Consider the following 13,609-nt stretch of genomic DNA (forward strand, 5'->3'; position numbering starts at 1 on the left):
AATCGATACGAATTCGGGATTGGGTAAGTATCACAGGACTCGTTCACTCGACTGCCACGCATCCGACGCAGTAGGCGGACGTTACTTCGGATATGAGCGAGGAAAACGGGGAATTGGTGACGCTTGGCCCGTACGTCTACAGGCCTGGCAGGAACCACTGTCCGTCCCCGAGCGACGGAACTCTGACCAGAGGCGGGCTCCCCGTTCCCCTCAGGGTGACCGAGCCCGTGCTGCAGCGCTTCCTGGACGTCATGACCGAGCTGGAGACCGGCCTCGCCGAGCGGTGGGGCCGGTCCCAGGGGTCCCTGACGTACTCCGGGGCGGAGTGACCCGCGCGCCGTGTACGAGGAACAGACACACCAGCACACGCCCTACGGCGAGGGCCCGTTCCGTTCGACCGGCGGCGGCCGGCACCGGGCGCCGGACGAATCCCTCCAGCGGAACTCCCAGGAAACCCTGGTCCCGCCGGAGCCCGGCTGGGACCCGGCCGAAGAGCTCGCTTTCCTGCTCCAGGACGCGATGGGACAGCAGACCATCGCCCCGCCCGGAACGACGGACATGTCGGCGATCGCTCCCGCGCCCGGTACGCCGCTGAGCAATCTGCAGGAAATCACGGCGGAACTGCCACCGTTGAGAGAATCCCCCGCCAGTCACCGCAAGGTCCGCAAACCGAAGGTGAGCCGGCTGCGCGCCACGAGCCTCTTCGTCGCGGCGCTCGCCGCGGTCATCGCGGCCTCCGTGAGCCTGTTCGGCGGCATGGTGGCGTACGAACCGCTGCGCCTGGCCGCCGCGACCCGCACCCGCGGCAGCGTCGTGTCGTGGTGGCCGCTGCTGGTCTACGGGCCCTGGCTGGTGGCGTCCCTGGCCGTCCTGCGTTCCGCGCTGCACCAACGCCGCGCGGTCCACTCCTGGGCCGTGGTCCTGCTGTTCTCGTCCATCGCGATGATGCTGTGCATCGCCCAGGCGCCCCGAACCCTCAGCGACGGTGCGGCCGCGGCCCTGCCGGGGCTGGCCTCGCTGGTCTGCTTCCAGCAGATCGTCCGCCAGATCACGCTCACCCGTCCGCCCCGGCGTGCGGTGCCGCGGCACCGGCAACGCCCCACGCCCCCGCCGGGCACCGAACCGGCGGGCACGGCGGCTCCGGACCCGTTGTCGCTTCCGCAGCAGCGGCGGTACCCGCAGCGCCCGTCACGGCCAGACCCCGGGCCCAGGAAACGGCCCTGACCGGGTGAGCGGCCGGGCGGCGTGGAGCGGGACCGTGCGGGAGCGGGACCGTGCGGGGGCGGACCGTGCGGGGGCGGCTCAGCCCTCGGCCAGCGTCACGTCCTGTCCCTGCCGTGCGAGGAGGCTGGGGAGAGGCAGACCTCCCATGAGCCGCAGCTCCAGCAGGATGGCCTCGACGCGGGCCGCGCCGGGCTTCAGGGCGTTCGCGGGGGTCGTGTCCCTGTTGACCCAGCGGTGCTCCAGACCGTCGCACACCGCGAAACTGCCGCCGATTCCGTACCGGACGGACGGGTCGCTCTGGCTCACGGAGGAGGCGACGAAGACGGGGCCGGTGGCGGCGGTGCAGCGGTAGGTACCGGAGAGGGTGACGGTGCCGTCCGCGGCGAGGCGGCCGGTCGGGTCGACCGTCACCGACTTCGTGACGTGACGGGCGTCGTGGGGAGCCGCCGTCGCGGCGGGGGCGGCCGGCAGGAGCAGGGCGGCGCCGACGGCGGTGGCGAGGGCTGCGGATCGTACGGGCACGGGGGGACCTCCCGGTTGCTCGGAATGGGAGGTTCCACTGGTACCGGGCGGACGGACCGGCGCCCGTGACCGTCACCCCTTCGGTGGCGAGTCCGCGCCGGTGCGCGACGGGCGCAGCCAGTCGTCGACGACCGTGTCCGGTCCGGGCCGCAGGTGCCGAACGCCGCGCACGCGACGAGCACCGGCCGCGCGAGGCGCGGCGCCGCTACGGCAGTACGGCGAACCCGTCGAGTTCCACCAACGCGCGCTCGTCCCAGAGGCGTACGACCTCCACGACCGCCATCGCCGGGTAGTCGCGGCCGGCCAGTTCGCGCCAGGTGCGGCCGAGGTCGGCGGCATGGGTGCGGTAGGCGGCGACGTCGGTGGCGTAGACGGTGACGCGGGCGAGGTCGGCGGGGGTGCCGCCGGCCGCGCGCAGGGCGGTCAGGAGGTTGGTGAGCGCCAGCTCGAACTGGGCGGGGAGGGTGTCGCCGGTGACCTTGCCGTCGGTGTCGAGGGCGGTCTGCCCGGCCAGGAACACGACACGGGTGCCGGTGGCGACGACGGCGTGGGAGAAGCCGGTGGGCGGGGAGAGCGCGGGCGGGTTCACCCGTTCGGCGGTCATGCGCCGGCCTCCTGCGTCCGCGCGTCCAGGGTGCGGTACAGCTCCTTGGCGATGATGCCGCGTTGCACCTCGCTCGCGCCCTCGTAGACGCGGGGGGCGCGCACCTCGCGGTAGAGGTGTTCGAGGAGGTGGCCGCGGCGCAGGGCGCGGGCGCCGTGCAACTGGACGGCCTTGTCGACGACGTACTGGGCGGTCTCGGTGGCGAGGAGTTTCGCCATCGCCGCGCGGCGCGGGACGTCCGGTGCGCCCTCGTCGTACGCCGTGGCCGCCGCGTACACCATGAGGCGGGCCGCCTCGGTGCGCAGGGCCATCTCGGCGACCTGGTGGGCGACGGTCTGGAGGTCGCGCAGTTTGCCGCCGAAGGCGTCGCGGGCGGTGGTGTGCGCGAGGGTGGCGTCGAGGGCCGCCTGCGCCATGCCGACGGCGAAGGCGCCGACGCTGGGGCGGAACAGGTTGAGGGTGTCCATGGCGACCCGGAAGCCGCGGTCCGGTTCGCCGAGCACGTCTTCCGCCGTGACCGGCACGGCGTCGAAGGCGAGGGCGCCGACGGGGTGCGGGGAGAGCATGTCGAGGGGGGTGCCGGTGAGGCCGGGGCGGTCGGCGGGGACGAGGAAGGCGGTGACGCCGCGGGCGCCGGCGCCGGGGGTGGTGCGGGCGAAGACGGTGTAGAAGTCGGCCTCGGGGGCGTTGGAGATCCAGCACTTCTCACCGGTGAGCCGCCAGCCGGAGCGGCCGTCGGACCGCGTGTCCGGGCGGGCGGCCAGGGTCAGCGCCGCCGCGTCCGACCCGGCGTCGGGTTCGCTGAGGGCGAAGGCGGCCACCGCGCTGCCGTCGCTCACGCGGGGCAGCCAGCGGGCGCGCTGGGCCTCGGTGCCGTGGGCGTGCACCGGGTGGGCGCCGAGGCCCTGGAGGGCGAGGGCGGTCTCGGCCTCCGTGCAGGCGTGGGCGAGGGACTCGCGCATCAGGCACAGGTCGAGCGCGCCGGAGGTGAACAGGCGGGGCAGCAGGCCGAGGGCGCCGAGTTCGGCGAGGAGGGCGCGGTCGACGCGGCCCGGTTCGCCCTTCTCGGCCAGCGGGCGCAGCCGTTCGGCGGCCAGGGCGCGCAGCTCGGCGCACCAGGCGAGTCGTGCCGGTTCGAGCGAGAATGCGGTCATCGCCGGTCCCTTCCCCTGCTCCCCTGCCCGCTGGGCCACACCCGAGGTTATCGCGCACCGTTGACTGCCGTCATCAACGCGTTACGCTCAGGGCGCGAGCCCACCACGACACAGGGGGCGAACCGCCATGGCAGATCCGCACCGCGCAGGTCCGCACCGCTCGGCCCACGTCGACACCTTCGCGCGCGACCATCTGCCTCCCCCGGACCAGTGGCCCGAGCTCCGCTTCGACCTGCCGGAGCTGCGCTACCCCGCCCGGCTGAACTGTGCCGCGGAGCTGCTCGCCGGCCCGCCCGACGACCGCCCGGTCTTCCGCACCTCGTCCGGGGACCGCTGGAGCTACGGGCAGCTGCGGGCCCGCGTCGACCGGCTCGCCCACCTCCTCACGGGCGACCTCGGTGTCGTCCCGGGCAACCGGGTGCTGCTGCGCGGCCCCACGACCCCGTGGCTGGCCGCCTGCTGGCTGGCGGTGCTGAAGGCGGGCGGGGTGGCGGTGACCGTGCTGGCCCAGCAGCGCCCGCACGAGCTGCGCGCCGTCTGCGAGATCGCCCGGGTGCGGCACGCCCTGTGCGACGTGCGGGCCGTCGACGACCTCGCCCGGGCGGAGATCCCGGGGCTGCGGATCACCACGTACGGCGGGGACGCGCCCGACGACCTGCTGAACCGTGCGAACGCCGGTGCCGAGGCCGGCGCGAACGCCGGCACCGGGGCCGGTGCGAACGCCGGCACCGGGGCCGGTGCGTCGCCCGGCGCCCCGTACCCGGCCGTGGACACCGCGGCCGACGACGTGGCGCTGATCGCCTTCACCTCGGGCACCACCGGGCGCCCCAAGGGCTGCATGCACTTCCACCGTGACGTGCTGGCGATCGCCGACACGTTCTCCCGGCACGTCCTCAAGCCGCGCGCGGACGACGTCTTCACGGGCAGCCCCCCGCTCGGCTTCACCTTCGGGCTCGGCGGGCTGGTGGTCTTCCCGATGCGGGCCGGGGCGAGCGCGCTGCTGCTGGAGCAGGCGGGCCCCAGGCAGCTGCTGCCCGCCGTCGCCGAGCACCGGGTGTCGGTGCTGTTCACCGCGCCGACGGCGTACCGGGCGATGCTCGACGACCTGGACGCGTACGACGTGACGTGTCTGCGGCGCTGCGTCTCGGCGGGCGAGAACCTCCCCGCGGCCATCTGGCGGGCCTGGCACGAGCGCACCGGCCTGCGCCTCATCAACGGCATCGGCGCCACCGAGCTGCTGCACATCTTCGTCTCCGCGGCGGACGGTGCCGCCAGGCCGGGCACCACGGGTGTGCCGGTGCCGGGGTGGCACGCGCGCGTGCAGGACGAGCACGGTGCGCCCCTGCCCGACGGGGAGCCCGGGCTGCTGGCGGTGCGGGGACCGGTGGGCTGCCGGTATCTCGCCGATCCGCGGCAGCGGGAGTACGTCCGCGACGGCTGGAACATCACCGGTGACACCTACGTCCGCGAGCGCGACGGGTACTTCCGCTACGTGGCGCGCGCCGACGACATGATCGTCTCCGCCGGGTACAACATCGCCGGGCCGGAGGTGGAGGACGCGCTGCTGCGCCATCCGGACGTGGTGGAGGCTGCCGTGGTGGGCCGGCCGGACCCTGCCCGGGGGCAGGCCGTCGTGGCCCACGCCGTACTGAAGGAGGGTGCCGTGCGGGACTCGGACGCGCTGCGCGCGTTCCTCAGGTCCGAGCTGGCGCCGTACAAGTGCCCGCGCGAGATCGTCTTCCTCGACGCGCTGCCGCGCACCGCCACCGGCAAGCTCCAGCGCTACCGGCTCCTGCCCCCCGCCGGTCGCGATCCCCGTGGTGACCAGGTCTGATGACGACAACCTAAGATGATCAACGTGTCCGACCAGCACGCGCAGCACACCCCGAGATCCCTGATCGTCACGCTCTACGGCGCGTACGGCCGCTTCGCGCCGGGCCCCGTGCCCGTCGCCGAGCTGATCCGGCTGCTCGCCGCGGTCGGGGTGGACGCCCCCTCCGTCCGCTCGTCGGTGTCGCGGCTGAAGCGGCGCGGGCTGCTGCTGCCCGCCCGCACCGCCCGGGGCTCGGCCGGTTACGCACTCTCCGCCGAGGCCCGCCAACTGCTGGACGACGGGGACCGGCGCGTCTACGCCGCGACGCCCTACGCGGACGAGGGCTGGGTGCTCGCCGTGTTCTCCGTGCCGGAGTCGGAGCGGCAGAAGCGGCACGTGCTGCGCTCCCGCCTGGCCGGACTCGGGTTCGGCACCGCCGCCCCCGGCGTGTGGATCGCCCCGGCCCGCCTGTACGAGGAGACCCGGCACGCACTGGGCCGCCTGGGCCTGGACTCCTACGTGGACTTCTTCCGCGGTGAGCACCTCGGGTTCACGCCGACCGCCGAGGCGGTGGGGCGCTGGTGGGACCTGGCCGCGATCGCCAAGGAGCACGAGGCGTTCCTCGACCGCCACGCGCGCGTGCTGCGCGACTGGGAGCGCCGGACGGACACCCCGCCCGAGGAGGCCTACCGCGACTACCTCCTCGCTCTGGACTCCTGGCGCCACCTGCCCTACGCCGACCCCGGACTGCCCGCCCGGCTGCTGCCCGAGGACTGGCCCGGTACGCGCTCGGCGGCCGTCTTCCGGGCCCTGCACGAGCGGCTGCGCGACGCGGGCGCGCTCTACGCGACACCCGGAGCACCCACACCCCCGGGCGAGTGACTCGCGTCACCCTTCTCCATGATGAGGGAACCCTCAGCCTCCTCAGACCCTCTTCTCAGGTTTCCCGCCTACCGTGCGGACGCATGAGTCTCGCGCGCACCTTGAACCGGGCCCTCACCGTCACCACCGGCCTCCAGGTCCGGAGAGCCCCCCGGGCGGCGCAGGGGAGGACCTCCGCCGCACCGAAGGCCGCGGCGCGCCCCGCGGCCACCTACCGATGTCCGTCGGCCGAGGACCTGGCGACCGACCGGCTGCTGCGGCAGCCCGTCTTCATCATCTCGTCCATCCGCTCCGGCTCCACCCTGCTGCGCATGATGCTGGGCGCCCACCCGCGGCTGCACACCCTGCACGAACTGCATCTCGGACGGATGGACGTCATCTGCGACAACTGGCACTCCGAGCACGCCATGGGCGCACTCGGGCACGCCCGCGGGGACCTGGAGCACCTGCTCTGGGACCGCGTCATGCACCGTGAACTGGTCAAGTCCGGCAAGGACTTCATCGTCGAGAAGACCCCGGCCAACGCGTACATGTACCGGCGCCTGAAGGACTGCTGGCCCGACGCGCGCTTCGTGTTCCTGCTGCGTCATCCGGAGTCCATCACGCGTTCCTGGCACGAGAGCGATCCCGTCAAGCGGCCGTACGACAAGGCCGTCACCGACGTGCTGCGCTACATGACGGCCGTCGAGGAGGCCCGTACGGCCGACCCCGACGGCTTCACCGTGCGCTACGAGGACGTCACCGCCGATCCCGGGCGGGAGATGCGCCGCCTGTGCGCGTTCCTCGGTGTCGACTACACGCCGGCCATGCTGAACTACGGCAGGAAGAGCGGCCGGGAACTGATCAGGGGGCTCGGCGACTGGCGCGACCACATCCGCACCGGGACCGTGCAGCCGGGGCGCGCGCTGCCGGAGGAGGACGAGATCCCCGAGCGGCTGCGCGCGATGTGCGCGGCCTGGGGCTACACGTCGGACACCGCGTCGGACGCCACGTCCTGACGCCGTCCGTGCAGCGTCAGCCTGGGCTTGGGGGCGTCGGTCCGTCCGGTCACCGGACGGCGGCTGCCCGCCCGGTACTGCGCCGGCCATACGGCACCCGGCCCCTCGTAGCCCTGCTCGGCCGCCGCGTGCAGCGTCCAGTGCGGGTCGTAGAGGTGGGGGCGGGCGAGGGCGCACAGGTCGGTGCGGCCGGCCAGGAGGAGCGAGTTGACGTCGTCCCAGGAGGAGATCGCGCCGACGGCGATCACCGGGACGCCCGCCTCGTTCCGGATGCGGTCCGCGTACGGCGTCTGGTACGACCGCCCGAACTCCGGCCGCTCGTCGGCCACGACCTGCCCCGTGGAGACGTCGACGGCGTCGGCGCCGTGCGCCGCGAAGGCCCGGGCGATCGCCACGGCCTCCTCGCCGCTCGTGCCGCCCTCGGCCCAGTCGGTCGCGGAGATCCGGACGGTCATGGGCCGTTCCCACGGCCACACGTCGCGTACGGCGTCGAAGACCTCCAGCGGGAAGCGGAGCCGTTTCTCCAGTGAGCCGCCGTAGGCGTCGGTGCGGTGGTTGGTGAGCGGGGAGAGGAAGCCGGAGAGCAGGTAGCCGTGGGCGCAGTGCAGTTCGAGCAGGTCGAAACCGGCCCGGGCGGCCCGCGTGGCGGCGGCCGCGAACTGCGTCCGGATGTCCGTCAGCCGGGCCCGGGACAGCTCGCGCGGCGTCTGGCTGCCCGGTCCGTACGGCAGCGGGGAGGGAGCGACCAGGGGCCAGTTGCCCTCGGGAAGCGGTTCGTCCATGCCCTCCCACATCAGCCGGGTCGAGCCCTTGCGTCCGCTGTGCCCGAGCTGCACGCCGATCGCGGTGCCGGGCGCCCGCTCGTGCACGAAGTCCGTGATCCGCCGCCACGCCTCGCCCTGCGTGCCGGTGTACAGGCCCGCACAGCCGGGGGTGATGCGGCCCTCCTCGCTGACGCAGACCATCTCGGTCATCACCAGTCCGGCACCGCCCAGGGCCCTGGCTCCCAGGTGGACCAGGTGGAAGTCGCCGGGGATGCCGTCGGTGGCCGAGTACATGTCCATCGGGGAGACGACGACGCGGTTGCGCAGGGTCAGGCCGCGCATCCGGAACGGGGTGAACATCGGGGGCGTGCCGGGCGGGCAGCCGAACTCGCGCTCGACGGACTCGGTGAAGCGGGCGTCGCGCAGCCGCAGGTTCCCGTGGGTGACGCGGCGGCTCCGGGTGAGCAGGTTGAAGGCGAACCGGCGGGGCGGCTGGTCGAGGTACCGGGGCAGGTCCTCGAACCACTCCAGGCTGGCCTTGGCCGCCCGCTGGGTGGAGGCGACGACGGGGCGCCGCTCCGCCTCGTAGGCGGTCAGCGCCGCTTCCAGGGTGGGCTGTTCCTCCAGGCAGGCGGCGAGCGCGAGGGCGTCCTCCACGGCGAGCTTGGTGCCGGAGCCGATGGAGAAGTGGGCGGTGTGGGCGGCGTCGCCGAGGAGGACGACGTTGCCGTGCGACCAGCGTTCGTTGACGACCGTGCGGAAGGCGGTCCACGCCGACTTGTTGGACCTCAGCGGCCGGCCGCCGAGGGCGTCGGCGAAGATCTCGGCGCAGCGGGCGGTGGACTCGGACTCGTCCAGTCCGTCGAAGCCGACCGCCCGCCAGACGTCCTCGCGCATCTCGACGACGACGGTGGAGGCGTCGGGCGCGTACGGGTAGCCGTGCAGTTGCATGACGCCGTGCTCGGTCTCGGCGATGTCGAAGCGGAAGGCGTCGAAGGCGAAGTCGGCGGCCAGCCAGATGTAGCGGCAGCGGTGGACGGTCAGGTGGGGCCGGAACGTGTCGCGGTAGGCCTCGCGGGTGGTGCTGTGCACGCCGTCGGCGGCCACGACCAGGTCGTACTCCCGGGCCAGCCGGTCGGGGTGCGGGGCCTCGGTGCGAAAGCGCAGCTCCACGCCGAGGGCGCGGCAGCGGTCGTGCAGGATCTCCAGGAGGCGGCGGCGGCCGAGGGCGGCGAACCCGTGTCCCGTGGAGGTGTGGCGGGTGGTCCGGTGGACGATGTCGATGTCGTCCCAGCGGACGAAGTCCTGCCGCAGGGCCGCGTAGACGACGGGGTCGGCGTGTTCGATGCCGCCGAGGGTCTCGTCGGAGAGGACGACGCCGAAGCCGAAGGTGTCGTCGGGGGCGTTGCGTTCCCAGACGGTGACCTGCCGGTCGGGGGCGAGGCGTTTGAGGAGGGCGGCGGTGTGGAGGCCGCCGGGGCCGCCCCCGACGATCGCGGCGCGCAGGGGGTGGCGGGGCGTCGCGGGCGAGTGCGGCGTCGTCGCGGTGGCTCGCGCGGTCCCCCGCGCCCCCGAGGGCGCCTCGGTCCCCTGGGCCGAGGGCATCCGCCTACCTCCCTTGCCACTTCGGGGGGCGTTTCTCCGTGAAGGCCGCGTGGAATTCGGCGTAGTCCTCGCCGTTCATCAGGAGGGCCTGGGTGGAGGCGTCCAGCTCCACCGCGGCCGCGAGGGGCATGTCCAGTTCGGCGGTGAGGAGGGCCTTGGTCTGGGCGTGCGCGAGGGCCGGACCGTCGGCGAGGCGGCGGGCGAGCGCGGCGGCGGCGTCGTCGGCACGGCCCTCGTCGGTCAGCTCGCTGATCAGGCCGATCCGCTCGGCCTCCGGCGCCCGCACCGGGTCGCCGAGCATCAGCAGCCGGGTCGCGTGCCCCAGGCCGACCACCCTCGGCAGCAGGTACGCCGCACCCATGTCGCCGCCGGAGAGGCCGACGCGGGTGAAGAGGAAGGCGAAGCGGGCGGACGGGTCGGCGACGCGGAAGTCGGCGGCCAGGGCGAGGACCGCTCCCGCCCCGGCGGCGACGCCGTGCAGCGCGGCGATCACCGGGAACGGGCACTCCCGCACGGCCCGCACCACCTGGCCCGTCATGCGGTTGAAGTCGAGGAGCTGGGCGGTGTCCATGGACAGGGTCGCGCCGATGATCTCGTCGACGTCGCCGCCCGAGCAGAAGCCGCGCCCCTCCCCGGCCAGCACCAGGGCCCGCACGGACCGTTCCCGGGACAGCTCGGCGAGCAGGTCGCGCAGGTCGGCGTAGGCCTCGAAGGTCAGCGCGTTGAGCTTGTCGGGGCGGGCGAGGGTGACGGTGGCGACGCCGTCGGTGAGGTCGACGCGCAGGTGCCGCCAGTCGGGGGTGGGGGCGGCGGAGCCGGTGAAGGGACTCATGACACTCGAAGTTATCACCGTTCCGTGACCGTCGTCACGGGTGCGCGACAGCTTGTTCCGGCATCGGGTGGAGGACCCCGGGCGGTACATCGGGTGGAGGGCCCCGGACGGTGCCCCTCGACGACTCCGCCGGGCGGCGCCGTACCATTCATGAGGTTGAAAGCCGGACAGGACCGCCTGCTCCACGAAACGGACCAGCCGTGCACGATCACCCCGCAGCCCCCGCCTCCTGGCGCATCGCACTGCCGCACTCCGCCGCGGCCGTGCCGGTGGCCCGTTCCCTGGTCCGTACGGCGCTGGCCGGGCTGGAGCACACGGCCGACGGCGACACCGCGGAACTGCTCACCGCGGAGCTGGTCGCCAACGCCGTCGAGCACACCTCCGGCGGGGCGCCGATAGAGCTGGTGGTGGAGCTGCTGCCGACCGGCTGCCAGGTCGAGGTGCACGACCCGGACCCGGCCCCGCCCGGCGACCTCACCCGCCCCGGCGTGGAGCCGCCCGACCCCTGGCAGGAGCACGGGCGCGGCCTGCTGCTGATCCGCGCCCTGAGCTCGTCCTGCGGTCACCGCCCCGCCGGGTCCGGCAAGGCGGTCTGGTTCAGGCTTCCTGCGGTACCCGCTCCGCGTCGCCCTTCGGAGTGACCTCCGCACCGGCCTGGGCGAGGCGGGAGTGCCGGCGCCCGTAGGCCGCGTACACCAGCAGCCCCACCGCGAGGAACACCGCGAACTGGAGCCAGGTCGCCGCGCCCGTCTCGTAGATCAGGTACAGGCAGAAGCCGACCCCGAGCAGGGGCGTCACCGGGTACAGCGGCACGCGGAAGGTGCGGGCGAGGCCCGGCTCGCGGCGGCGCAGCGCGATCACGGCGACGTTGACGGCGGCCATGGTGGCGAGGGTGCCGATGGTGCACAGGTTGACCACCGCGTCCAGCGGGGCGAACGCCGCCGGCAGTGCGAAGACCGCGCCGACGATCAGCGTGCCGGCGACGGGGGTCGCGGTGCGCGGCGAGACCTTCTCGAAGACCCGCGGGATCAGTCCGTCGCGGGACATCGACATGAGGATGCGGGTCTGGCCGTACATCACGGCGAGCACCACCGAGGCGATGGCGACGACCGCGCCGAAGGCGACCACGCCGCCGCCGATCGTGGAGCCGGTGACCTCGTTGACGACGTACGACAGGGCGGCGGGCCGGTCGCCGACCGCGTCCCCGCCGATGGCGCCGATCGCGGCGACGGCGACCGCGCAGTAGAGCAGGGTGACCAGGCCGATGCAGACGAGGATCGCGATGGGGATGTCACGGCGCGGGTTCTTGGCCTCCTCACCGGCCGTGGTGATCGCGTCGAAGCCGATGTACGAGAAGAAGGCGGCCGTGGTGCCGGCGCCGATGCCGCCGAGGCCGTCCGGTGAGAACGGGCTGAGGTTGCCGTCCTGGAAGGCGTAGAAGCCGACGGCGCAGAAGGCGACGAGGACGGCCAGCTTGAGGACGGCCATCGCCGCCGTGGCCCGGGCGCTCTCCCGCACCCCGCGCACCAGCAGCACGCAGGCCAGGGCGATGACGATCACGGCGGGCAGGTTGACCACGCCGCCGTCGCCGGGGCCCGCGGAGAGCGCGTGCGGCAGCTGGAGGCCGAGGACGCTGTCGAGCAGCTCGTTGACGTACTGGCTCCAGCCGACCGCGACCGCGGAGACGGACACGCCGTACTCCAGGAGCAGGCACCAGCCGACCAGGAAGGCGGTCCGCTCGCCGAGTCCGGCGTAGGCGAAGGAGTACGAGGAGCCGGAGACCGGGATGGCGCCGCCCAGCTCGGCGAAGGCGAACGCGGTGAACACGCAGGTGATCGCGGCCAGGACGAAGGAGACCACGACGGCGGGGCCGGCCTCGGCCACCGAGTCGGACAGACCGACGAAGATGCCGGTGCCGACGATCGCGCCGACGCCGAAGCAGACGAGCTGGAACAGCCCCATCGTGCGCTTCAGGCCGTGGCCTTCGCGGTCGGCGCCGGATTCGGCGACGAGGAGGTGGGGGGACTTGACGCGGGAAGCGGGCATTGCGGGTGGTGCTCGTTTCTGGTGGTGCGGGGGGCGCGACGGTGATCGCGGCCGGCGGCACCGGAAGGGGTGGCTCCGGGACCGCCGGTCAGAATAGCGGGATGGGCCCCTGCGGCTGCCCCGGCCGGTCAGGCCAGGGTGGCGACCAGGACCGCCTTGATGGTGTGCAGCCGGTTCTCGGCCTCGTCGAAGACGACCGAGTGCGCGGACTCGAAGACCTCGTCCGTGACCTCCAGGGAATCGAGGCCGTGGGCCTCGAAGATCTCCTGGCCGACCTTGGTGCCCAGGTCGTGGAAGGCGGGCAGGCAGTGCAGGAACCTGACGTCCGGGTTGCCGGTGGCGCGCAGCACGTCCATGGTCACGGCGTACGGGGCGAGGGACGTGATCCGCTCGCTCCAGACCTCCTTGGGCTCGCCCATGGAGACCCAGACGTCGGTGACGACGAAGTCCGCCCCGCGCACCCCCTCGTCCAGGGTCTCGGTGAGGGTGATGCGCGCCCCGCTGGACTCGGCGAGCTCCTTCGCCCGGTCGACGACCTCCTGCGCGGGCCAATAGGACTTCGGGGCGACGACGCGTACGTCCATGCCGAGCAGGGCGCCGGTGACCAGGTAGGAGTTGCCCATGTTGAAGCGGGCGTCACCGAGGTAGGCGAAGGTGATCTCGTGCAGCGGCTTGTCGCTGTGCTCGGTCATCGTCAGCACGTCGGCGAGCATCTGGGTGGGGTGCCAGTCGTCGGTCAGGCCGTTGTAGACGGGCACGCCGGCGAAGGCGGCCAGCTCCTCCACCTTCCGCTGGCTGTCGCCCCGGTACTCGATCCCGTCGAACATGCGCCCCAGCACGCGCGCGGTGTCCTTCACGGACTCCTTGTGGCCGATCTGCGAGCCGGCCGGGTCGAGGTACGTGGTCGAGGCGCCCTGGTCGGCGGCGGCGACCTCGAACGCGCAGCGCGTGCGCGTCGACGTCTTCTCGAAGATCAGGGCGATGTTCTTCCCCCGCAGGTACCGCGTCTCGGTCCCGGCCTTCTTGGCGGCCTTCAGCTCCGCGGCCAGCTCGACCAGGGCGCGGAACTCCTCCGCGGTGAAGTCGAGCTCCTTGAGGAAGTGGCGGCCGGCGAGTGCGGTCGGGACTGTCGCCATGGGGGCGCTCCAGAGGTACGGGGACGGAT

At 73.4% G+C, this 13,609-nt stretch carries 12 protein-coding genes; 5 read left to right on the forward strand and 7 right to left on the reverse strand.

What is annotated here, in order from left to right; translation table 11 throughout:
• Positions 1-339 precede the first annotated feature (339 nt).
• On the forward strand, positions 340-1,224 hold the full coding sequence (locus ACP4IX_RS05365) for a DUF2637 domain-containing protein (RefSeq protein ID WP_426554869.1): 885 nt from the start codon (positions 340-342) through the stop codon (positions 1,222-1,224).
• Between the two features lie 78 nt (positions 1,225-1,302).
• On the opposite strand, the gene ACP4IX_RS05370 is transcribed toward ACP4IX_RS05365, so the two are convergent.
• The 3 genes from ACP4IX_RS05370 to ACP4IX_RS05380 form a co-directional block, all read right to left on the reverse strand.
• The gene (locus tag ACP4IX_RS05370) at positions 1,303-1,746 is read right to left on the reverse strand and encodes a DUF6299 family protein (RefSeq protein ID WP_426526226.1); all 444 of its coding nucleotides are present in this window, start codon (positions 1,744-1,746) and stop codon (positions 1,303-1,305) included.
• A gap of 205 nt (positions 1,747-1,951) precedes the next feature.
• Positions 1,952-2,350: a RidA family protein gene (locus ACP4IX_RS05375; RefSeq protein ID WP_426526224.1), complete on the reverse strand. Its 399-nt coding sequence runs from the start codon at positions 2,348-2,350 to the stop codon at positions 1,952-1,954.
• Positions 2,347-3,504, reverse strand: a complete 1,158-nt coding sequence (locus ACP4IX_RS05380; protein WP_426526222.1) for an acyl-CoA dehydrogenase family protein — start codon at positions 3,502-3,504, stop codon at positions 2,347-2,349. The genes ACP4IX_RS05375 and ACP4IX_RS05380 overlap by 4 nt, the downstream gene beginning before the upstream one ends.
• A gap of 64 nt (positions 3,505-3,568) precedes the next feature.
• Here ACP4IX_RS05380 and ACP4IX_RS05385 point away from each other — a divergent pair, with 64 nt between their 5' ends.
• From ACP4IX_RS05385 to ACP4IX_RS05395, 3 genes are all read left to right on the forward strand, one after another.
• Positions 3,569-5,338 carry an AMP-binding protein gene (locus tag ACP4IX_RS05385; protein WP_426554962.1) on the forward strand — a complete coding sequence of 590 codons (1,770 nt, stop codon included), beginning with the start codon at positions 3,569-3,571 and terminating at the stop codon, positions 5,336-5,338.
• A 15-nt stretch (positions 5,339-5,353) separates the two neighbouring features.
• Positions 5,354-6,199: a PaaX family transcriptional regulator gene (locus ACP4IX_RS05390; RefSeq protein WP_426526220.1), complete on the forward strand. Its 846-nt coding sequence runs from the start codon at positions 5,354-5,356 to the stop codon at positions 6,197-6,199.
• Between the two features lie 83 nt (positions 6,200-6,282).
• The gene (locus ACP4IX_RS05395) at positions 6,283-7,197 is read left to right on the forward strand and encodes a sulfotransferase family protein (protein WP_426554870.1); all 915 of its coding nucleotides are present in this window, start codon (positions 6,283-6,285) and stop codon (positions 7,195-7,197) included.
• Here ACP4IX_RS05395 and ACP4IX_RS05400 read toward each other — a convergent pair.
• A complete protein-coding gene (locus ACP4IX_RS05400; RefSeq protein WP_426554871.1) occupies positions 7,161-9,566 on the reverse strand; it encodes a bifunctional salicylyl-CoA 5-hydroxylase/oxidoreductase in 2,406 nt (801 codons plus the stop codon). The two genes, ACP4IX_RS05395 and ACP4IX_RS05400, sit on opposite strands and share 37 nt — an antisense overlap.
• 4 nt (positions 9,567-9,570) lie before the next feature.
• Positions 9,571-10,398 (reverse strand): enoyl-CoA hydratase family protein, encoded by an 828-nt coding sequence (locus ACP4IX_RS05405; RefSeq protein ID WP_426554872.1) that lies wholly within the window; start codon positions 10,396-10,398, stop codon positions 9,571-9,573.
• 200 nt (positions 10,399-10,598) lie between these two features.
• On the opposite strand from ACP4IX_RS05405, the gene ACP4IX_RS05410 reads away from it, so the two are divergent.
• Positions 10,599-11,039, forward strand: coding sequence for an ATP-binding protein (locus ACP4IX_RS05410; RefSeq protein WP_426526212.1), 441 nt, complete (start codon positions 10,599-10,601; stop codon positions 11,037-11,039).
• Here ACP4IX_RS05410 and ACP4IX_RS05415 read toward each other — a convergent pair.
• Both ACP4IX_RS05415 and argF read right to left on the reverse strand, forming a co-directional pair.
• The gene (locus ACP4IX_RS05415) at positions 10,996-12,444 is read right to left on the reverse strand and encodes an amino acid permease (protein WP_426554873.1); all 1,449 of its coding nucleotides are present in this window, start codon (positions 12,442-12,444) and stop codon (positions 10,996-10,998) included. The two genes, ACP4IX_RS05410 and ACP4IX_RS05415, sit on opposite strands and share 44 nt — an antisense overlap.
• Positions 12,445-12,572: 128 nt before the next feature.
• Positions 12,573-13,580, reverse strand: coding sequence for an ornithine carbamoyltransferase (argF, locus tag ACP4IX_RS05420; RefSeq protein WP_426526208.1), 1,008 nt, complete (start codon positions 13,578-13,580; stop codon positions 12,573-12,575).
• Positions 13,581-13,609: the final 29 nt, after the last annotated feature.

This window comes from Streptomyces sp. WG5 (assembly GCF_049974565.1).
Taxonomy (GTDB): Bacteria; Actinomycetota; Actinomycetes; order Streptomycetales; family Streptomycetaceae; genus Streptomyces.